This is a genomic window from Planococcus chinensis, assembly GCF_020071995.1.
Taxonomy (GTDB): Bacteria; Bacillota; Bacilli; order Bacillales_A; family Planococcaceae; genus Planococcus; species Planococcus chinensis_A.
In genome coordinates, this window is the sequence record NZ_JABWTK010000004.1 from 212,856 (window position 1) to 233,015 (window position 20,160).

Annotated in this window: 21 protein-coding genes; 19 read left to right on the plus strand and 2 right to left on the minus strand. The window is 48.5% G+C overall.

Annotation, left to right across the window (positions count from 1 at the left end; genetic code table 11):
- Positions 1 to 22: 22 nt before the first annotated feature.
- The 12 genes from HU147_RS08650 (at position 23) to HU147_RS08705 (ending at position 9,740) form a co-directional block, all read left to right on the plus strand.
- A complete protein-coding gene (locus HU147_RS08650; protein ID WP_224075862.1) occupies positions 23 to 796 on the plus strand; it encodes a phosphatidylserine decarboxylase in 774 nt (257 codons plus the stop codon).
- Positions 797 to 831: 35 nt separating this feature from the next.
- Entirely contained in the window at positions 832 to 1,356 is a 525-nt protein-coding gene (locus tag HU147_RS08655) for a YqeG family HAD IIIA-type phosphatase (protein ID WP_369075685.1), read from the plus strand.
- Positions 1,353 to 2,456 (plus strand): ribosome biogenesis GTPase YqeH, encoded by a 1,104-nt coding sequence (gene yqeH, locus HU147_RS08660; protein ID WP_224075863.1) that lies wholly within the window; start codon positions 1,353 to 1,355, stop codon positions 2,454 to 2,456. The genes HU147_RS08655 and yqeH overlap by 4 nt, the downstream gene beginning before the upstream one ends.
- Before the next feature lie 10 nt (positions 2,457 to 2,466).
- Complete coding sequence (aroE, locus tag HU147_RS08665; protein WP_224075864.1) at positions 2,467 to 3,294, plus strand: shikimate dehydrogenase; 828 nt, start codon at positions 2,467 to 2,469, stop codon at positions 3,292 to 3,294.
- Entirely contained in the window at positions 3,281 to 3,580 is a 300-nt protein-coding gene (yhbY, locus tag HU147_RS08670; RefSeq protein ID WP_036806419.1) for a ribosome assembly RNA-binding protein YhbY, read from the plus strand. Before aroE ends, yhbY begins: the two co-directional genes overlap by 14 nt.
- Entirely contained in the window at positions 3,577 to 4,155 is a 579-nt protein-coding gene (locus tag HU147_RS08675) for a nicotinate-nucleotide adenylyltransferase (RefSeq protein ID WP_224075865.1), read from the plus strand. Before yhbY ends, HU147_RS08675 begins: the two co-directional genes overlap by 4 nt.
- Positions 4,133 to 4,708: a bis(5'-nucleosyl)-tetraphosphatase (symmetrical) YqeK gene (gene yqeK, locus HU147_RS08680; RefSeq protein WP_224075866.1), complete on the plus strand. Its 576-nt coding sequence runs from the start codon at positions 4,133 to 4,135 to the stop codon at positions 4,706 to 4,708. Before HU147_RS08675 ends, yqeK begins: the two co-directional genes overlap by 23 nt.
- Positions 4,705 to 5,043, plus strand: a complete 339-nt coding sequence (gene rsfS, locus HU147_RS08685; RefSeq protein ID WP_224075867.1) for a ribosome silencing factor — start codon at positions 4,705 to 4,707, stop codon at positions 5,041 to 5,043. Before yqeK ends, rsfS begins: the two co-directional genes overlap by 4 nt.
- Positions 5,040 to 5,774, plus strand: coding sequence for a class I SAM-dependent DNA methyltransferase (locus HU147_RS08690; protein WP_224075868.1), 735 nt, complete (start codon positions 5,040 to 5,042; stop codon positions 5,772 to 5,774). Before rsfS ends, HU147_RS08690 begins: the two co-directional genes overlap by 4 nt.
- Before the next feature lie 353 nt (positions 5,775 to 6,127).
- Positions 6,128 to 6,811 carry a helix-hairpin-helix domain-containing protein gene (locus tag HU147_RS08695; protein ID WP_224075869.1) on the plus strand — a complete coding sequence of 228 codons (684 nt, stop codon included), beginning with the start codon at positions 6,128 to 6,130 and terminating at the stop codon, positions 6,809 to 6,811.
- Positions 6,812 to 6,894: 83 nt separating this feature from the next.
- Positions 6,895 to 7,467, plus strand: a complete 573-nt coding sequence (locus HU147_RS08700; protein WP_224075870.1) for a ComE operon protein 2 — start codon at positions 6,895 to 6,897, stop codon at positions 7,465 to 7,467.
- A gap of 20 nt (positions 7,468 to 7,487) precedes the next feature.
- Positions 7,488 to 9,740, plus strand: coding sequence for a DNA internalization-related competence protein ComEC/Rec2 (locus tag HU147_RS08705; RefSeq protein WP_224075871.1), 2,253 nt, complete (start codon positions 7,488 to 7,490; stop codon positions 9,738 to 9,740).
- 45 nt (positions 9,741 to 9,785) lie between these two features.
- Here HU147_RS08705 and HU147_RS08710 read toward each other — a convergent pair whose 3' ends face one another.
- Entirely contained in the window at positions 9,786 to 9,920 is a 135-nt protein-coding gene (locus tag HU147_RS08710; RefSeq protein ID WP_036806444.1) for a YqzM family protein, read from the minus strand.
- 156 nt (positions 9,921 to 10,076) lie between these two features.
- On the opposite strand from HU147_RS08710, the gene holA reads away from it, so the two are divergent.
- Entirely contained in the window at positions 10,077 to 11,111 is a 1,035-nt protein-coding gene (gene holA / locus HU147_RS08715) for a DNA polymerase III subunit delta (RefSeq protein ID WP_224075872.1), read from the plus strand.
- A 171-nt stretch (positions 11,112 to 11,282) separates the two neighbouring features.
- Here holA and rpsT read toward each other — a convergent pair whose 3' ends face one another.
- Complete coding sequence (gene rpsT, locus HU147_RS08720; RefSeq protein ID WP_036809512.1) at positions 11,283 to 11,534, minus strand: 30S ribosomal protein S20; 252 nt, start codon at positions 11,532 to 11,534, stop codon at positions 11,283 to 11,285.
- Between the two features lie 219 nt (positions 11,535 to 11,753).
- On the opposite strand from rpsT, the gene lepA reads away from it, so the two are divergent.
- The 6 genes from lepA to dnaJ all read left to right on the plus strand — a co-directional run bounded on the left by lepA (position 11,754) and on the right by dnaJ (position 20,144).
- Entirely contained in the window at positions 11,754 to 13,583 is a 1,830-nt protein-coding gene (gene lepA / locus HU147_RS08725; protein ID WP_036809509.1) for a translation elongation factor 4, read from the plus strand.
- 58 nt (positions 13,584 to 13,641) lie between these two features.
- Positions 13,642 to 14,781 (plus strand): radical SAM family heme chaperone HemW, encoded by a 1,140-nt coding sequence (gene hemW / locus HU147_RS08730; RefSeq protein WP_224075873.1) that lies wholly within the window; start codon positions 13,642 to 13,644, stop codon positions 14,779 to 14,781.
- Positions 14,782 to 15,083: 302 nt separating this feature from the next.
- Complete coding sequence (hrcA, locus tag HU147_RS08735) at positions 15,084 to 16,115, plus strand: heat-inducible transcriptional repressor HrcA (protein ID WP_224075978.1); 1,032 nt, start codon at positions 15,084 to 15,086, stop codon at positions 16,113 to 16,115.
- Positions 16,116 to 16,132: 17 nt separating this feature from the next.
- Positions 16,133 to 16,759: a nucleotide exchange factor GrpE gene (grpE, locus tag HU147_RS08740; RefSeq protein ID WP_317985504.1), complete on the plus strand. Its 627-nt coding sequence runs from the start codon at positions 16,133 to 16,135 to the stop codon at positions 16,757 to 16,759.
- A gap of 21 nt (positions 16,760 to 16,780) precedes the next feature.
- On the plus strand, positions 16,781 to 18,610 hold the full coding sequence (gene dnaK / locus HU147_RS08745; RefSeq protein ID WP_224075874.1) for a molecular chaperone DnaK: 1,830 nt from the start codon (positions 16,781 to 16,783) through the stop codon (positions 18,608 to 18,610).
- A gap of 415 nt (positions 18,611 to 19,025) precedes the next feature.
- A complete protein-coding gene (gene dnaJ / locus HU147_RS08750) occupies positions 19,026 to 20,144 on the plus strand; it encodes a molecular chaperone DnaJ (protein ID WP_224075875.1) in 1,119 nt (372 codons plus the stop codon).
- Positions 20,145 to 20,160 lie beyond the last annotated feature (16 nt).

Genomic DNA, 20,160 nt, shown 5'->3' on the forward strand with positions numbered 1-20,160 from the left:
TTTAAGCAATGGAGGTGCCAGTGTGAAGAAAAAAATCTATCAGCGATCGATCGAACTGACGAATGGACCGTTGACGTCAGGAATGATCCGCTCTTTCGCCCAGTCTTCTTTGAGCCGGCGGGTGATTTCAAATTATATCAAAACTTATAAAATACCGACAGCCGATATAGAAAATCCGTTGGAATCTTTTCCGACGCTGCATGATTTTTTCATCCGAACGTTAAAAGCGGAAAGCCGACCAGTAGCTGATGTGCCGGTCGTATCGCCAGTGGACGGAAAAATTGAAGTTTTCGGGGATTTGCATGAAGGCATCCGTTTCCTTGTGAAAAACCAGCAATATTCGCTTGCGGATCTGCTTGGCAATGCTGCGCTTGCAGATTCCTACCAGAACGGCAAATACATTGTGCTTTATCTTTCACCAGCCGATTATCATCGAATCCACAGCCCCGCAAGCGGGAAAGTCCTCAAACAATATGTGTTAGGGAAAAAATCGTATCCTGTCAATGGCGCAGGCCTGCGTTACGGCAAGTCGCCGATCAGCGGAAATTACCGCTTGATCACGGAGCTGGAAACCCAATCGGCGAATCTGCTGGTTGTTAAAGTCGGAGCTATGTTTGTCAATTCCATTCAATTGACGAACTCCCGGGAGTCCTGGAAAAAAGGCGAAGAAGTGGCATATTTCAGTTTCGGTTCTACCGTAGTGCTGTTTTTTGAAGGGGATCGCATTGAATTTTCTCCGAATGTCAGGACAGGAGAGCGAATCAAGGTGGGAGAAGCACTCGCACATATGGTATAATCAATAGAATTAAGTTCGGGAAACAGGAGTGGTTTATGATGTATCAAAAATTCATACCAAGTCAATACGTAAAAAGTGTCTTTGACATTTCGCCGGAGTCGCTATTGGAAAAAGGTGTCCGCGGCATCATTACCGATTTAGACAATACCCTTGTCGAATGGGACCGGCCGGATGCGACGCCGAAGCTGATTGATTGGCTAAGATCCATGAAAGAAGCGGGAATCCAAGTGATCATTGTGTCAAACAACAAAGAGCTGCGGGTAAAATCGTTTGCCGATCCACTCGGAATTCCGTTTATTTTCCAGGCGCGCAAGCCGATGGGACGCGCTTTCCGGAAAGCCTTGAAATTGATGAACGTTTCACGCGACCAGGTTGTGGTGATCGGGGATCAGATGATGACGGACATTTTTGGCGGAAACTTAAACAAATTGCACACCATCCTGGTCTTGCCAGTGGCGCAGTCGGATGGATTCATCACCCGATTTAACCGCCTGCTGGAACGCCGGATCATGAAGAAGTTAAAAGAAAAAGGACAATTAACGTGGGAGGAAGAAAATTGAACGAAATGCCAACATGTATCGGATGCGGTGCGCAAATCCAGACAGAACGGCCAGGGGAACTTGGCTATGCACCCGTATCCTCATTAGAAAAAGAAGAAATCATTTGCCAGCGCTGCTTCCGCTTGAAAAATTACAACGAACTGCAGCCGGTGTCGCTGACTGATGACGACTTTTTAAAAATCCTGAACGGACTTGGAGAACGGAAAGGCCTGATTGTGAAAATTGTTGATATTTTTGATTTCAACGGCAGCTGGCTTCCGGGGCTTCACCGCTTTGTCGGCTCGAACGATATTTTGCTGATTGCCAACAAGGCCGACTTACTGCCGAAATCCGTTAAACAGCATAAGCTGATCAACTGGATGAAACAGGAAGCGAAAAAACAGGGATTAAAACCCATCGATGTCTTGACCGTCAGTGCCCATAAAGGGACAGGCGTCGTGGAAGCGATGGAAGCAATCGATAAATACCGCCAGGGCGAAGACGTTTATGTCGTTGGATCGACGAATGTCGGGAAATCGACGTTCATCAACCGCGTTATCAAACAAGCGACGGGCCAAGCGGATATTATCACAACTTCCCATTTCCCTGGAACGACTCTTGATATGATCGAAATTCCGTTGGATGACGATAAATCGATGTATGACACACCGGGGATTATTAACCACCACCAACTGGCGCATCATCTGCACCCGTCCGAACTGAAAATGATCATGCCGAAAAAAGAGCTGAAACCGCGGGTATTCCAGTTGAATCCGGAACAAACGCTGTTTATTGGCGGACTTGCCCGTTTTGACTTTATACAGGGGGACCGCTCATCGTTCACTGTCCATGTAGCGAACGACCTGCAGATCCACCGGACGAAGCTGGATAATGCCGATGCATTGTACGAACAGCATTTAGGTGGCATGCTCGCGCCGCCGTCTGCTGAATACAAAGAAGAGTTCCCAGAGTTAGTCCGCCGGGAATTCCGGGTAAAAGAAGGGAAAACGGATATCGTGTTTTCCGGCCTTGGCTGGATTACGGTTCAGCACCCGAATGTGGTAGTAGCAGCCTATGCGCCTAAAGGCGTTGAAGTATTTTTACGTCCATCATTGATCTAGGGGGATTTTGATGAAGAAATGGTACGCTGTCATCGGCGACCCGATCGCACATTCCTTGTCGCCTTTTATGCACGACTTGTGGTTTGAAGAACATGGAATCGATGCCACTTATATACCCATCCACGTTCAGCCGTTCGAGCTGGAAAACGCATTTCATTCTATGAAAGCTTTGGGCGTCAGCGGCTTCAATATCACCTTGCCGCACAAACAGTCTGTTATCCCGTTTTTGGATAAATTGGATGAAACTGCCGTCATCATGAATGCGGTGAACACCGTCACTTATAACGGCCGCCAGTATGTCGGCTGGAATACGGACGGCGACGGTTTTGTCCGCTCGTTGTCTGCCCAGCCTATCACGCCCAATGAAAAAGTATTGGTCATCGGTGCAGGCGGCGCGGCAAGAGGCATCGCTTTTGCATTAAAGCGCGCTAATTTCACGGACGTCACCATCACGAACCGCACGCATCGCCGGGCAGTGGAGCTGGCGAATGACTGCGGCAGTTCCGCTATGACTTTAAAAGATGCAGAAGCAGCGCTTGGCGATTTCAGCATCATCATCCAGACCACTTCTGTCGGTTTGGCGAAAGATGAAGCGCTGCCGATCTCCCTTGAACGGGTCAGCACCGGATCACTTGTGGCGGATATCATTTACAATCCGCTCGAAACGCCGTTTTTAAAAGCGGCAAAAGAAAAAAACTGCACCATATTGAACGGGGTCGGCATGTTCGTTTATCAAGGCGCCATCGCATTTGAGAAATGGACGGGCATCCAGCCCGATACTGAAAAGATGATCCAGATTATCACTGAAAAACTAGGAGGCAATTATGTTAACAGGTAAACAAAAACGCTTTTTGCGAAGCGAAGCACATCATTTAGATCCCATCTTCCAAGTGGGCAAAGGCGGCGTCAGCGGAACGATGCTGCGCCAGATCGAAGAAGCGCTCGAAGCGCGCGAATTATTGAAAGTCAGCATTCTGCAGAACAACGATGACGACAAACACGATGTCGCCAACCAATTGGCTGAAGGCACTTCCGCGGAGCTTGTCCAGTTGATCGGCCACACAGTCGTTCTTTACAAGCCGTCCGTCAACAATAAGCGAATTGAGCTGCCAAGAGCCAAATGAAAAAAGTCGGGATATTAGGCGGAACTTTCAATCCGCCTCATATAGGCCATTTAATCATGGCCAACGAAGCGCTTCATGCCGTCGGTTTGGATGAAGTCCGCTTTATGCCCAATTACATTGCTCCGCACAAAGAAGTCTACGGCGCCGTTGCAGCCCAGCGGCTCGAAATGACCCGGCTCGCGATCCAGGGGCATGAACAATTTCGCGTAGAAGATTTTGAAATCAGCCAAGGCGGCGTTTCGTATACGTTTGACACGATGAAAGCAATGATTCAGCGGGAACCGGAGACGGCGTTCTATTTTATTATCGGGGGCGACAGCATCGAAGGGCTGCCTACTTGGCACCGGATTGATGAACTGGCGCAGATGGTCCGCTTTATCGGAATACGGCGCCCGGGCTATTTGCACGAAAGCGCATATCCCGTCTTATTGATCGACTCGCCGGAACTTCATTTGTCATCGACGATGCTGAGGGAACGCGTTGCTGCACAAGGAACGATCAGGTTTTTAGTGCCGGAAAAAGTGGAAGCTTTTATTCGAGAGGAGCGGTTATATGGACCAAAGCATGATGATTGAGAAAGTGAAGGAACGGCTGCCTGAAAATCGGTACAATCATGTCAGAGGTGTAGTGGAAACGGCTGTCGCTTTGGCGGAGAAATTCAATGTGCCGGCAGAAAAAGCCCGGATTGCGGCGATTTTGCACGACGTGGCGAAGTTTTCAGACCGGGAATGGATGAAGTCGATCATTATTTCCGAAAACATGGACCCGCTGCTGCTTGAGTACCACGCAGAATTATGGCATGCCCCGGTTGGCGCCTATGTCGCCCGCACAGAATTCGGTGTAGAAGATGAAGATGTGCTGAACGCCATCAAATACCATACAACTGGCCGCGCCGGCATGTCGGATCTTGAAAAAATCGTCTATATTGCCGACCTGGTCGAACCGAACCGCAAATTTACAGGTGTTGAAGAATTGCGTCAATTACAAGATCAGGGATTGGATGTTATGATGGAAGCCAGTATTAAACATACCATCGAGTTTCTGGTATCAAAAAATCAACCGGTGTATCCGGATTCACTGAAGTGTCATCAATACTTCGTACAACAGAAAGGGAAAGTGAAAGAATGACTAAACAAACTTTACTACAAATGGCATACAGTGCTGCCGAGGACAAAAAAGCCGAGGATATCGTCGTTTTGAACATGGAAGGCATTTCATTGCTTGCCGACTATTTCATCATCTGCAGCGGTAATTCCGACCGCCAAGTGCAGGCAATTGCCAAAGAATTGATCGACCAGTCTGAAAAAGCCGGCAACCCGGTGAAAAGCGTTGAAGGATTTGACGCAGCACGCTGGATTTTAGTCGATCTAGGAGATGTCGTGGCTCATGTATTCCATAAAGACGAGCGTTCGTACTACAATCTTGAACGCCTATGGAGAGAAGCACCGACAATGGAAATATGAGGTACGGAAAATTCGCATCGGTTTATGATGAACTGATGGAAGACATTCCGTATGAAAAGTATGTGGAATGGGTGGCCGCTCATATCCAGTCCGGAAAAATTCTGGATCTGGCTTGTGGGACAGGCACCCTTTCACAGCTTTTTAACGAAGTGGGCTTTGATGTAACGGCCAGCGATTTGTCGGAAGAAATGCTGACAATCGCCAGCCAGCGCTTCCAGGAAGCGGGCCAGAGCATCCCGACGCTGCAGTTGTCGATGGACAATTTGGAAGGTCTGGACGGCTTTGACGCCGTGACGATTGCCATAGATTCGCTCAATTACTTGGAAAAGGAAACACAAGTGCAGCAGACATTCAAAGAAGTGTTCGAAGCTTTGAATGAAGGCGGGCATTTTTTCTTTGATGTGCATTCCATCCATAAAGTGGATGCGGTCTACATGGACAGCCCTTTCGTTTTTGACGGGGAAGACGTTGCGTATATTTGGCATACGGAACCGGGGGATTGCCCGCATAGTGTCGTTCATGACATCACGTTTTTTATCCGCCAGGGCCGTTTGTTTGAACGCTTTGAGGAAACGCACGAGCAGCGAACATACGAAATCAAAGATTACATCGCTTGGCTCGAAGCTGCAGGCTTTACAGTGGAATCGATCACCGCTGACTTTTCCGGTGAAGCACCGGACGGGGAAAGCGAACGGATCTTTTTCCACGCCAAAAAATTATCAAATGAATGACGAGAAACCTGTCCGCATTTTGCGGGCAGGTTTTTAACGTGTTGAGAAAGGTATAGAAAAAATTCTACTTAGAATACCTGCGATATTCCGCAAAACAGCTCCGCTAAAAACATATGCTCCTGCGTCGCTTCGCTGCCCCGCGGGAGTCTCCGCTGTTTTGCTTCATATCAAGAGAGGGCAGGAAACTACAGATTGCTTGATTTTCCCACTCCTTTACACGTGGCATCTTGTAAAGAAGCGGAATGGTTCAGACCATCAGAGTTGCTCGACAGCCTCAGAAAAATGCCTCTATTTGGTGGTCAGTTTTTATATTCATGTACCGATAAAACAGTATAGACAATCCCTTTTCATTAATGTACAATTCAGACAGCTTCTATCTAATTGCTTTCTGGAGAAATGAGGAATGCCCGCTGAAAGTATCCGAGCTCCAGAGCAAGTTTGGCTGGCTGCTGATTCCGGCAGTAGTCATTGTGTTGTTAGCCATCTATTTTTTAATCCCTCAGGAAAAACCGGAAGAAGATCTTCAGGCATCACTTGATTTGATCCAAGCTGAACCCCCACAGCAGTCAGAAACCCCCACCCAAACAGTAGTTCCAACAACTGTGATGGTCGACATTAAAGGCCAAGTAGCGAAACCCGGCGTTTATGAATTGCCGGCGGATTCCCGGACGACAGACGCCATTGAGGCAGCTGGCGGCTTTTTGGAGGCGGCTGAACCAAAAGCGATCAATTTGGCGATGAAAGTCGCGGACGAAATGGTCATTTACGTACCGAAAGCCGGTGAAGAAGCTGCCTTGCCAACGGCTCAGCCGGGTGCAACGGCGGCAGGCGGTGCCAAAGAAGCGCTCGTTAACCTGAATACTGCCACGGACGCCGAGCTGATGACGCTGCCTGGAATCGGCCCTTCAAAAGCGGCGGCAATCATCGCGTACCGGACTGACAGCGGCAACTTCCAGAAAGTCGAAGACTTGACGAATGTCACGGGTATCGGCGACAAAACCTTCGAAAAATTGAAAGACAGCATCACCGTCAACTGAAAGCGAGATGAGTCAAACGGACGGTTGACGAAAATTCCCCCTCTGCTACACTTATTTTAGACACATTAGCAGGAGGCAATTAGATGAAGCGAATCACGTGGGACCAATTTTTCATGGCGCAAAGCCATTTATTAGCACTCAGAAGCACCTGTACGAGACTGGCGGTCGGCGCGACGATTGTCCGGGACCGGCGCATCATGGCAGGCGGCTATAACGGATCCATTTCAGGTGGCGACCACTGCATCGACAAAGGATGTTACGTCGTGGATGGCCATTGTGTGCGGACCATCCATGCAGAAATGAACGCCTTGTTGCAATGCGCCAAATACGGCGTCAGCGTGAATGGAGCCGATATGTATGTCAGCCATTTTCCGTGCCTCCAATGCTCAAAATCCATCATTCAGGCAGGAATTGCCCGGCTATATTACGCGGCAGACTATAAAAACCATGCCTATGCCATCGAATTATTCGAACAGGCAGGAGTCGAAGTGGTGCAAGTCGTATTTGACGAACGGAAAATCGACTTTTTAAGTGCGGAAAAAGCAGGACTCTACATGGAAATGCTGGAGACTTTGCGTGAAAAAGGCGGCACCGAAGAAGAATTGGCCCATTATACAGAACGGGTGAATGCATTATTCGGAGAAGTCGAAGTGTAAATCAAAATAGTTGGCTTTACTTGGCGATCGCAATCGTCCTGGCTACTTTGGCAGCGCATGAAACACTGGTAATCCTTGTGTTCATGGCGCTGCTTTTTTGTTGGATGGGCTGGAAAAAGGAATCGTTTCAGCATATATTATTTATCGCCGCCATTGCGGCCGGTTTTTTCCTGCTGCAGGAAATCCGCAGCCACGATTCGTTTGATTATAGCAAGCCGTATACGGGAGAACTCCAATTTGATGGTGATTATGTTATTGACGGCGACGGACTGAGAGGGTTTGCCCGGCTGGACGGCGGCATCCGTGTTTATGCCAGATACCGCATCGGGACGGCTGAAGAAAAAGCGGTACTGGAAGAAAATTTGTTTGAATCTATGTTAGTGGTACAAGGCGCCTTTGAAGCACCTTCTCCGCCGTCCCATCGCTTTTCTTTTGATATGCAAAAGCATTTGGACCATAACGGGGCCCGCTACATTTTGGCCGTCGAATCGATCAACGGCATGGAGCGCCAAGAGACGGTGATCAGCAAATTATACCGGCAGCGGCAATGGCTGAAAAAGCATATCCAACAGGCGTTTCCGGCCGGTTTATCTGCAGAAGCGGAAGCGCTGCTGATCGGAGAGCAGGAAAACATGGCGAACGAAGACCGTCTCATGTACCAGACACTTGGCATTACGCATCTGTTTGCGATTTCCGGCTTGCACGTCGCCATTCTTGTCGGCATTGTGTATTTTGTGCTCCTGCGGCTTAGGGTCCGGAAAGAAACCGCGCTGTTGCTGCTTCTTGGCATTTTGCCGGTGTATGCAGTCCTCGCAGGAGGTGCACCTTCCGTCCTCCGTTCGGTGTTCATGGTAAGCGCGGTGCTTTTTGTCCGCCTTTTTAACCTGCGCGTCTCGATTGCGCATATTCTGCTCGGCAGCTTTGTCTTCTTTATTTTATGGAACCCTTTCATGATGTACGACATCGGTTTTCAATTGTCATACGGGGCGACGTTTGGCATTATTTACTCCAGCCGCTTTTTGACGGCGGACCAATCGGCTATTAAAAGCGGCCTGATTTTAACCGCGATTTCGCAAGTGACGCTGTATCCCTTGCTGCTTTTTCATTTTTACGAAATTTCCTTGTCGGCTTTCCTGGTCAACAGCCTTTTTGTGCCGCTTTACACGCTGTTTATTCTGCCGGCAAATCTCGTGCTTTTGGCGTTGACGATTTTATTCCAGCCGGCAGCCGAATTTGTATTTGGAATATATGAACCGTTGAGGGGGATTATTGAAAAGCTCATGGTGTGGCTGTCGGGGCTGCCTTATCAAATGTGGAACCCGGGAAAGCCGGAAGCATGGATGCTCGCAGCCTTGTTTGTAAGCGTCCTGCTGTTTTACAGTTTGGCAGAGCAGGGTTTCCGCTATCGGCAGTTGCTTGTGCTGATCGTTCCGGCAGTTGTTTTCACGCTGCTGCCGTATTTCGACCCTTCGTTGAAAGTGGCGTTTCTGGATGTCGGGCAAGGCGACAGTGCGGTGATTGAATTGCCTTACCGGCAAGGGGTGTATGTAATTGACAGCGGCGGGCTTCTGCGTTTTGATACGGAAGAATTCAAAAAGCGCGGCAGTCCCTATGAAGTCGGCAGGCAGATTGTGGCGCCTTATTTAAAAGGGAACGGCCTGTCGTCGGTGGATGTGCTGGTATTGAGCCACGCCGATGCAGACCACGCCGAAGGGGCGGAAGAACTGTTTCCGCTCCTGCGCATCAAAGAACTCCATTTATCGCCCGGATCGCAGGCGGAAGGCATTATCCGGGACATCGCGCCGTTTGCGAAAGAAGCGGCCGTGCGGTTTCCGGGAAGGGGTTCAGGATGGGCGAAAGGCGGAATCACATTCCGCTATTTGTCGCCGGCGGACGCGGAGTATGAAGGCAACAACGATTCGCTCGTGCTGCTGGTTGAGAGCGGAGAGTACCGGGCATTGTTTACCGGGGATTTGGAAGAAGCCGGGGAACGCGATTTGGAAGCGGCATACGGGCAGGCGTTGTCCGGACTGACCGTCTTGAAAGTGGGACACCATGGCAGCAAGACATCGAGCAGCCAGGCTTTTTTGGAACTGGTCGAACCGAAGCTGTCGATTTTCTCGACGGGGATCGATAACCGCTACGGGCACCCCAGTGAAGAAGTGGTCGAGCGCTTTAACGCGCTTGGCTTGCCCACTTTGAATACGGCCGATACCGGCACCATCGAGATGGAAATCAAAGACGGCCAGGCGACGCTTCAAACGATGCGCTGAAATAAAAAAAAGTTCCTGCAATTAAGCGGGAACTTTTTTTTCTATTTAGCGAGCTACAAATTGCACTACTGCCGCAATAATGAAGATAGCCGCAAAAAATACGAATGATACAACAAATCCCATTCCTGCGTCGATGGCGTCATTGCGCTTCGACTGTACGTTCTGTTCAAATTCATTCATTGCTATCCCTCCTAATTCCCTCTTATTATAATTGAACGGCGTATAAAAATCTAGATTGAACTGAAGATAATCCGCTGATATTGGAAGCCGACACAGAAATGTCGAAATACCAAAACGCATGAAAATCCGATATAGTAGAGAGAGGAGGTGCGATTCATGATCACTTCAATATGGAAAGCCATTCGAAACGGACAAATCGATCCTGTTTACGTCATTACAGGGACCGAAAGTTATTTCATCGAAAAAACTTTGGATTTATTAAAAACAAAACTGACAGACGGCGAACCGGAGTTCATCAATTTTGATTTGGACGAAGTGCCGGTGGATTATGTGATAGAAGAAGCGGACACCATTCCGTTTTTCAGCGACCGCAAATTGATCATCGCCAAGAACGCCTCGTTCTTAAAAGCGGCCGAACGCGGCAAAGAGAAAATTGACCACAATTTGAAAGCGCTGGAAGCCTGGCTCCAAAATCCGCCTTCGAGTTCGGTCACTGTTTTTGTGGCGCCTTATGAAAAACTGGATGAGCGCAAAAAAATAACCAAACTGATCAAGCAGCACGCGGTCATGGTGGAGGCAAAAGCGCTGCAGGCCAATGACCTGGAAGTATGGGTGCAGCACGAAGCCAAACAGTTCGGCAAGCACATCGAAAAATCATCTGCCCAGCGCTTGATTGAGATGGCCGGCACGAATTTGACGCTCCTGTCTTCTGAACTCGAGAAGATGTCGCTGTACCTCGGAGCAGAGGAAGAAATTACGGACGAACTGATTGTGCAGATGACGGCGCGGACGCTGGAGCAGGATGCATTCAAAATGCTGCAGGCCTATCTTGACGGCGACATCAGCGAGGCGCTCAGCGTCTACTACGACTTGATCCGCCAAAAAGAAGAGCCGGTCGCACTGACCGCGCTTCTGGCTTCCCAAATCCGCTTTATGGTGCATGTCTACTACCTGCAGAAAAAAGGCTACCATGCGCAGCAAATATCCAAGCAATTAAAAGCGCATCCGTACCGGGTCAAGCTGCTGGTGGAAAAACGCCAGCAAATTCCGGAACAGCGGCTGCTCGAAGTGCTCAATGACCTTGCCGAAATCGACTTGCAGCTGAAAACCCAAAGCGGCAACCGCGAACGCATCCTGGAATTCTTTTTGATGAAACGCAAGCAGGGGAGAAAAACGGGAATAGCGCAGTAAGCGTTCCGAGTAAACACACCCCTTTAAAAAAGGGGCGTGTCCAAAGGGTGGATAGAGAAAGCGGATGCTCTTGCTGGCTCTTTGCTGGAGTATCCGCACAGCGAAACGTTTTCTTTAACTAGTTGGACAAAGTAAAAAGGCCGATTCCCTGAGGAATCGGCCTTTTGTGTTTTACGCTTGTTTTTTCATCAAGCGAGATTTTTTGCGAGCTGCAGTGTTCTTGTGGATAAGACCTTTAGAAGCCGCTTTTTCCACTTGTTTGATTGCCGCTTTAACTGTATCGCCAGCGTTTTCTTCGTTGTTCAAAAGAGCTTGGTCAGCTTTTTTGACAGCAGAACGCATAGTCGATCTCACATGTGAGTTTTGAGCGTTTTTCGTTTCATTCGTGCGGACACGTTTGATTGCAGATTTAATGTTTGGCATGTATTTCACCTCCTAGACAATTAGGAACAGAGATGGGAATCATCTCAACTCTTTTATGTCTCTATACAACATCAGTTATTTTATCAAATCCAGGAAAAGAATGCAATAGATACATGCAAAGAAGTTTTCCTTGACAGTGAAACGTTTTCAACAGGCTTTCATTGCCGGATGGCGGCTACACTGCTATAATTCAAAGTAGTTTATTTAGGAGTGAAGAGAATGAATCATGAGGAACGATTAGCACGCCAAAGCAAAATCCGTAACTTTTCCATCATTGCGCACATTGACCACGGAAAGTCTACGCTTGCTGACCGCATATTAGAGAAAACGGAAGCTTTGACTTCCCGTGAAATGAAAGCACAATCATTGGATTCCATGGACTTGGAACGCGAACGCGGCATCACGATCAAATTGAATGCCGTTCAGCTGCATTACAAAGCAAAAGACGGGGAAACCTATATCATGCACTTGATCGACACCCCAGGGCACGTCGATTTCACATATGAAGTATCCCGCAGCCTTGCTGCTTGTGAAGGCGCCGTATTGGTCGTGGATGCAGCGCAGGGAATCGAAGCCCAGACACTGGCGAACGTTTACTTGGCACTGGACAACGAATTGGAAATCCTGCCGGTCATCAATAAAATCGATTTGCCTGCCGCTGACCCGGAACGCGTCAGAGGCGAAATCGAAGACGTTATCGGACTCGATGCTTCAGAAGCCGTACTTGCTTCAGCAAAAGCCGGCATCGGCATCGAAGAAATTCTGGAACAGGTGGTCGAGAAAGTCCCAGCACCGACCGGTGACCCGAGCGCACCACTGAAAGCGTTGATTTTCGACTCGCTTTATGATCCGTACCGCGGCGTTGTCGCGTATATCCGGATTGTAGAAGGAACAGTCAAACCGGGAGACCGCATCAAGATGATGGCTTCCGGCAAAGAGTTCGATGTAATCGAAGCGGGCGTTTTCACGCCGCATACCGCGCTGCAGGAAGAATTGACAGTCGGCGATGTCGGCTTTATCACAGCAGCCATCAAAAATGTCGGCGACTCCACAGTCGGCGATACGATTACGCTTGCGAACAACCCGGCAGCTGAAGCGCTGCCAGGCTACCGACGCTTGAACCCGATGGTGTATTGCGGATTGTATCCGATTGATACATCCAAATACAACGACCTTCGCGACGCGCTTGAAAAATTGGAACTGAATGACGCCGCGCTGCAATTCGAGCCGGAATCCTCCCAGGCGCTTGGCTTCGGCTACCGCTGCGGATTCCTCGGGCTATTGCACATGGAAATCATCCAGGAGCGCATCGAACGGGAATTCAACATCGATTTGATTACAACCGCACCAAGCGTTATCTACGATGTGCATATGACAGACGGCGAAGTGCTGAAAATCGATAACCCGGCCATGATGCCGGATGCACAGAAGATTGATAAAGTGGAAGAGCCTTATGTGAAAGCGACCGTTATGGTACCGAACGATTATGTCGGAGCCGTTATGGAAATCTGCCAGAAAAAACGCGGAAACTTCCTGACGATGGACTATATCGATGCCACGCGCGTCAGCATCATATATGAATTGCCGCTTGCTGAAATCGTCTACGATTTCTTCGATCAATTGAAATCCGGGACAAAAGGATATGCCTCGTTTGACTACGAGTTGATCGGCTATAAAGAGTCAAGACTGGTGAAGATGGACATTCTATTGAACAGCGAACAAGTGGATGCCTTGAGCTTTATCGTCCACCGCGACTTTGCTTACGAACGCGGCAAAGTCATTGTGGATAAATTGAAGTCATTGATTCCGCGCCAGCAGTTTGAAGTGCCGATCCAGGCAGCGATCGGACAGAAAATCGTCGCTCGCCAAACGATCAGCGCGATGCGCAAAAACGTTCTTGCCAAATGTTACGGCGGAGATATCTCACGTAAGCGGAAACTTCTTGATAAGCAAAAAGAAGGCAAGAAGCGCATGAAGCAAGTCGGTTCTGTAGAAGTGCCTCAGGAAGCATTTATGGCCATCCTGAAAATGGACGACCAATCAAAATAAACAATGGAGGAGGCCGATTTTTTGCGCCTCCTTTTCCTATTAGAAAGAAGGAATAGCAATGGTTAAAGGATTGTATATCCATATCCCATTCTGCCATCAGATCTGTCACTACTGTGACTTCAATAAAGTATTTTTTAAAGACCAGCCTGTAGATGGCTATATCGATTCGGTCGGAAAAGAACTGGCGCTTTGGAAACAGGAAGGAGCGCTTGACCAGCCGCTGGAGACGATTTTTCTTGGAGGCGGAACGCCGACCTCGTTGACGCCGGCGCAATTGCAGAAATTGCTCGGCTATATCCATCAATATGTCCCGATGGCGGACAACCTGGAATGGACATCTGAAGCCAATCCGGATGAACTGACGAAAGAAAAAATGCAGGTCTTGTTCGACGGCGGCGTCAACCGTTTGTCGATGGGGGTCCAGTCATTCGATGAGGATCTGTTGAAGCGCCTTGGCCGCACCCACAGCAACGGAGACGTGGAACGGGCAGTTGCCGAAGCGAAAGAAGTCGGCTTTACGAACTTGAGTTTCGACTTGATGTACGGGCTTCCCGGCCAGACGATGGCGCAGTGGGAAGAGACATTGGAGCGGGCATTCGGGTTCGGACTGCCGCATTTCTCTGCCTATTCGCTAATCATCGAGCCGAAAACGGTTTTCTATAATTTGATGACCAAAGGAAAACTCAATACGGTGACGGAAGATCTGGAAGCGGATATGTACGAAAAGTTAATGGCCGAGATGGAACAGCGCGGCTTGAAGCAATACGAAATATCGAATTTTGGCCGTACGGGCTTTGAATCGCGCCATAATCTGTTGTACTGGGACAATGCGGAATACATCGGCGTCGGCGCGGGCGCCCATGGCTACGTGAACGGCGTGCGCTATTCCAACCACGGGCCCTTGAAAAAATACATGGCGCCGCTTGAAGAAGGCGTCCGTCCGATCTTGAATACGCATGAAGTGCCCGTCAATGAGAAGATGGAAGAAGAAATGTTCCTGGGGCTGCGCAAAACGGCAGGCGTTTCCATCAGCGGTTTCCAGGAAAAATTCCAGCAGTCGCTGGAAGAAGTATATGGAGCAATTTTGGAAAAAGAAGTGGCAAATCAGCACCTGCAGATTGAAGATGGCCGGGTGAAACTGACGAAACAAGGCCGTTTTGTCGGCAACGAAGTATTTGAACAGTTTTTATTGAATTAAAGAAATGAAACAGAAGAATTGGGATTAATAGGCCGGCAAGTGGATGCGGCCTGTTCGTCTGTCGGGGTTGCGATAAAATAATTCCTTGAAGCCATTGCCGGGATTTCTTCGGCCGATGGCTTTAAGAAAATACGGGAACCGATAAATCGGCTGCTCCCTAAAGCAGTGAAAACAAATCAATTTTTTTAGTTTGACTTATTTTGATAAATTCAGGCGTCTCCGTTGACAAGCCAAATGGAATTTGGTAATTTTAATGTAGTATTAGCACTCGCACACATAGAGTGCTAACAGAGGTGATGATCATGTTAACAGAACGGCAGTTGCTCATTTTAAAAGTGACAGTAGATGATTATATTCAATCAGCTCAGCCGGTAGGATCGAACCAACTATCAAAGAAATCCGAACTTCCATTTAGTCCGGCAACGATTCGTAACGAAATGGCTGATCTCGAAGGATTAGGATTTTTGGAAAAGACCCATACTTCATCGGGGCGGGTCCCTTCACAAAAAGGGTACCGCTATTATGTTGACCATTTGCTGACGCCTCGGCCATTGCCGAAGCAGGACATCCAGCAGCTCCGGTCTATTTTTGAAGATAAAATTGCTGAAACCGAAGAAGTCATCAAGCGCTCGGCGATGATTTTATCGGAGCTGACGAACTACACGGCCATTTTGCTTGGTCCGGATGTCCGGAAGCATACGGTGAAAAAGTTGTCGATTGTCCCGCTGACGATGGATACGGCAGTGGCCATCATTGTCACAGATAATGGCCATGTAGAAAACCGGGTGTTCACCATTCCGGAAGGGCTGGATCCGGCGGATATCGAAAAGATGGTCAATATACTGAATGAACGCCTTGCCGGAGTTTCGCTGAACGATTTGCATCTTCGTTTGGAGCAGGAAACCTTGACGGTGTTCAAACAGCATGTCAACCGCTACGGGGAGTTGTTCTCCACTTTCAGGCAAGCGGTTGTTATGCCGCATGACGACAATGTCTTTTTCGGCGGCAAGCTGAACATTCTCAAACAGCCGGATTTCCATGATCTACAGAAAATCAGGGATTTGATGAATGTCATGGAAGAACATAAGCATATTCCGATGATTCTGCCGGTCGGCAGCCAAGGTCTCCATATCCGGATCGGTTCTGAAAATGCACTTTCCGCGATGGAAGATTGCAGTGTGATTACTGTTTCATACGACATTGGAGAAGAACAAACGGGTTCAATCGCCATTGTAGGTCCAAAACGCATGGATTATAAACGTGTCGTTACCTTATTGGATACGCTCAGCGGCGAATTGTCGAAAGAATTGACCCGAATGATCCGGGGTAAGTGAATAAAGGAGGAACAGATTTGTCTAAAGAAAAAAAACCTCAACAAACTGAAGAAGTGGTAAGCGAAGTGGAAGTGGACGAGGAGTTCCAGGCACAAATGGACCCTGAAACGGAAGCAGCACGAAGAGAAGCATCGGAAGAAGCTATTGAAGCTTCGGATGAGCAAGCTTCGGAACAACAGCCTGCTGAAGAACAGGTCGATGAAGCGGCCGAACTTCGCGAACAGCTTGAAGCGGAGCAGAACAAATATCTTCGTCTGTTAGCGGACTACGACAATTTCAAGCGCCGTGCCCAAAAAGACAGACAGGATGCTGAAAAATACCGTTCTCAATCCCTTTTGACGGATTTATTGCCGGTGCTGGACAATTTCGGCCGGGCTTTGGCTGTCGAAGCAAAAAGCGACGAAGCCGCTTCTATCCTTAAAGGGCTTCAAATGGTTCAGAACAACTTGCTTGAAGCGGTAAAACGCGAAGGCTTGGAAGAAATCGAGGCGCTTGGGAAACCATTCGACCCGAACTTCCATCAGGCAGTCATGCAGGAAAAAGACGAAAGCGCAGAGCCGGGCTCCGTGTTAATGGAACTTCAAAAAGGGTATACCCTTAAAGGCAGAGTGCTTCGTCCGTCTATGGTAAAAGTTAACGAATAATTTGGTAATGGAGGAATTTAAATGAGCAAAATTATCGGTATCGACTTAGGAACAACAAACTCAGCAGTCGCAGTATTAGAAGGCGGCGAACCAAAAATCATTCCAAATCCAGAAGGCAACCGTACAACTCCTTCTGTCGTAGCATTTAAAAACGGTGAACGCCAAGTCGGTGAAGTGGCAAAACGCCAATCCATCACGAACCCGAACACCATCCAATCCGTTAAACGTTTGATGGGTACTACGCAAACCGTTTCTGCTGAAGGCAAAGACTATACGCCGCAGGAAGTTTCTGCAATGATCCTTCAATATCTTAAAGGCTATGCCGAAGAATACTTAGGCGAAAAAGTTACAAGAGCGGTTATCACAGTTCCGGCTTACTTTAACGATGCAGAGCGCCAAGCAACAAAAGACGCTGGCCGCATCGCTGGACTTGAAGTGGAGCGCATCATCAACGAGCCGACTGCAGCAGCGCTTGCATACGGTTTGGATAAAACAGAAACTGACGAAACCATCCTGGTTTATGACCTTGGGGGCGGTACATTCGACGTTTCCATCCTTGAACTTGGCGATGGCGTATTTGAAGTAAAATCTACTGCCGGCGACAACCGTCTGGGCGGGGATGACTTCGATAAAATCATCATCGATTATTTGGTGCAGGAATTCAAAAAAGAAAACGGCATCGACTTGTCGAAGGACAAAATGGCGACTCAGCGCTTGAAAGATGCTGCTGAAAAAGCGAAAAAAGACCTTTCCGGCGTTTCTTCAACACAAATTTCATTGCCGTTCATCACTGCAGGAGAAGCTGGACCGCTTCACTTGGAAGTGACAATGACACGTGCGAAATTTGATGAATTGACTCATTCATTAGTAGAACGTACTTTAGGGCCAACTCGCCAAGCATTGAAAGATGCAGGCATCTCAGCTTCTGAACTTGACCGCGTTATCTTGGTCGGTGGATCTACACGTATCCCGGCTGTACAAGAAGCAGTCAAGAGAGAAACTGGCAAAGAGCCGCATAAAGGCGTTAACCCGGATGAAGTAGTGGCAATGGGTGCAGCAGTTCAAGGCGGCGTCTTGACTGGCGACGTTAAAGACGTAGTTCTTCTTGACGTAACACCACTTTCACTTGGCATCGAAACAATGGGCGGTGTGTTCACGAAATTGATCGAACGCAACACGACGATCCCGACTTCAAAATCACAAGTGTTCTCAACTGCTGCAGACAACCAGCCAGCTGTTGATATCCATGTTCTTCAAGGGGAGCGTCCGATGGCAGCAGCCAACAAAACGCTTGGCCGTTTCCAATTGGCTGATATTCCGCCGGCACCACGCGGCATTCCGCAAATCGAAGTAACATTCGATATCGACAAAAACGGTATTGTCAGCGTTAAGGCGAAAGACCTTGGAACACAAAAAGAGCAAACAATCACGATCCAGTCGAACACATCTTTGACTGAAGACGAGATCGAACGCATGATCAAAGAGGCGGAAGAAAACGCTGAAGCGGATGCGAAAGTGAAAGAAGAAGTGGAAATCCGCAACGAAGCGGACCAAGCGGTCTTCCAAACAGATAAAACGATCAAAGACCTTGGCGAAGTTGTTACGGAAGAAGAAAAACAACAAGCTGAAGCTGCTCGCGATGAGTTGAAAACTGCCCTTGAAGGCAGCAGCATCGAAGAAATCCGTGAGAAAAAAGACAAATTGAACGAAATTCTTCAAGGATTGGCAATGAAAGCCTACGAGCAAGCTGCACAAGCACAGCAGGGCGCTGAAGGCGGACAAGCTGGCGGCGCGCCAGGCAACGATGACATCGTTGACGCTGAATACGAAGAAGTAAAAGACGATAAATAAGCAGGACCCGAAAAAGTCAAAGCAAAGCAACATGCTTTGGCTTTTTCACACTTAAAAGAACATTGTGTCTGTATTTTTTTACGTTTTACTAATAGCGGATTTATGTCTAGACTCCAGCGCCCAGATTCTAGGGTCATAAGCCACTCTGGTGTCCAGTCTCCAGTGCCTAGCTCTTCTGGACATAAGTGAGACCAGCAGTGTGGCAAGAAGCGCCACTTTGCTGGTCTTCCTTATGCCTGTCAGAGCTGAACAGGCACTTCCGCATTTCGGGACTGTGTGGCTGAAAATATGCCACTTCGCCAAAGCGTCTTATGCCCGTCGAATCTACATGGGCGCTTCCGCTTTTCTAAGAGTCTTTGCATGGCTATTCTAAACCGTGTACAATTACAGATGACTGCAAGAGGGAGAGTGACATATGAACAAGCGAGATTATTATGAAGTGTTGGGCGTGTCCAAGACCGCTTCAAAAGAAGAAATCAAAAAAGCATACCGGAAATTGTCGAAACAATTCCATCCGGATATCAATAAAGCAGCAGATGCTTCCGAGAAATTCCAGGAAGTAAAAGAAGCATATGAAGTGCTGAGCGACGACCAAAAAAGAGCACAGTATGACCAGTTTGGCCATCAGGATCCGAACCAAGGCTTTGGCGGTTTCGGCGGAGGTGCTGAAGGCTTCGGCTTTGATGATATTTTCAGTACGTTCTTCGGCGGCGGCACGAGACGCCGCGATCCGAATGCGCCGAGAAAAGGCGACGATCTGCAGTATTCCATGACGATCGACTTTATGGATGCCGTTTTCGGAAAAGAAGCAGAAGTGGAAATTCCTAAAGACGAGACGTGCGGAACTTGCCACGGTTCAGGCGCAAAACCCGGCACTAAGCCGAAAACATGTCCGCACTGTGAAGGGTCTGGCCAATTGAATGTGACACAGGATACGCCTTTCGGGCGCATGGTCAACCGCCGTGCCTGCCATCACTGCCAAGGCACCGGCCAAATCATCGAAGAAAAATGCACGACTTGCCGCGGCGAAGGAACGGTCCGCAAAGTCAAAACCATCAAAGTTACGGTTCCGGCAGGTGTGGATGACGGGCAGCAATTGCGTGTAAGCGGCCAAGGCGGCCCAGGTGTCAACGGAGGGCCGGCAGGAGACTTATATGTCGTATTCCGTGTAAAACCGCATAAGCAGTTTGAACGCGAAGGCGATGATATTTACCTGGATTTGCCGATTACATTTGCACAAGCGGCACTTGGTGATGATATTGAAGTGCCAACGGTTTCCGGCAAAGTGAAGCTGAAAATTCCCGCTGGCACTCAAAGCGGCGCCCGTTTCCGCTTAAAAGGAAAAGGCGTTAAAAACGTTCATGGCTACGGCACTGGAGATCAGCACATCATCATCCGCGTGAAAACGCCAACCAAGTTGAATGAAAAACAAAAGCAGCTGCTCCGTGACTTTGCTGAGATCAGCGGAGATATTCCGGAAGAGCAAAGCAGTTCGCTGTTTGATAAAATCAAGCGCACCATCAAAGGTGAGTAAAGGAGCCGGTTTTTAA

Coding starts and splice junctions, on each gene's coding strand:
- HU147_RS08655 (WP_369075685.1), top strand. CDS start 832: ATGATGTATCAAAAATTCATACCAAGTCAATACGTAAAAAGTGTCTTT.
- aroE (WP_224075864.1), top strand. CDS start 2,467: ATGAAGAAATGGTACGCTGTCATCGGCGACCCGATCGCACATTCCTTG.
- yhbY (WP_036806419.1), top strand. CDS start 3,281: ATGTTAACAGGTAAACAAAAACGCTTTTTGCGAAGCGAAGCACATCAT.
- HU147_RS08675 (WP_224075865.1), top strand. CDS start 3,577: ATGAAAAAAGTCGGGATATTAGGCGGAACTTTCAATCCGCCTCATATA.
- yqeK (WP_224075866.1), top strand. CDS start 4,133: ATGGACCAAAGCATGATGATTGAGAAAGTGAAGGAACGGCTGCCTGAA.
- rsfS (WP_224075867.1), top strand. CDS start 4,705: ATGACTAAACAAACTTTACTACAAATGGCATACAGTGCTGCCGAGGAC.
- HU147_RS08690 (WP_224075868.1), top strand. CDS start 5,040: ATGAGGTACGGAAAATTCGCATCGGTTTATGATGAACTGATGGAAGAC.
- HU147_RS08695 (WP_224075869.1), top strand. CDS start 6,128: ATGTACAATTCAGACAGCTTCTATCTAATTGCTTTCTGGAGAAATGAG.
- HU147_RS08700 (WP_224075870.1), top strand. CDS start 6,895: ATGAAGCGAATCACGTGGGACCAATTTTTCATGGCGCAAAGCCATTTA.
- HU147_RS08710 (WP_036806444.1), bottom strand. CDS start 9,920: ATGAATGAATTTGAACAGAACGTACAGTCGAAGCGCAATGACGCCATC.
- holA (WP_224075872.1), top strand. CDS start 10,077: ATGATCACTTCAATATGGAAAGCCATTCGAAACGGACAAATCGATCCT.
- rpsT (WP_036809512.1), bottom strand. CDS start 11,534: ATGCCAAACATTAAATCTGCAATCAAACGTGTCCGCACGAATGAAACG.
- lepA (WP_036809509.1), top strand. CDS start 11,754: ATGAATCATGAGGAACGATTAGCACGCCAAAGCAAAATCCGTAACTTT.
- hemW (WP_224075873.1), top strand. CDS start 13,642: ATGGTTAAAGGATTGTATATCCATATCCCATTCTGCCATCAGATCTGT.
- hrcA (WP_224075978.1), top strand. CDS start 15,084: ATGTTAACAGAACGGCAGTTGCTCATTTTAAAAGTGACAGTAGATGAT.
- dnaK (WP_224075874.1), top strand. CDS start 16,781: ATGAGCAAAATTATCGGTATCGACTTAGGAACAACAAACTCAGCAGTC.
- dnaJ (WP_224075875.1), top strand. CDS start 19,026: ATGAACAAGCGAGATTATTATGAAGTGTTGGGCGTGTCCAAGACCGCT.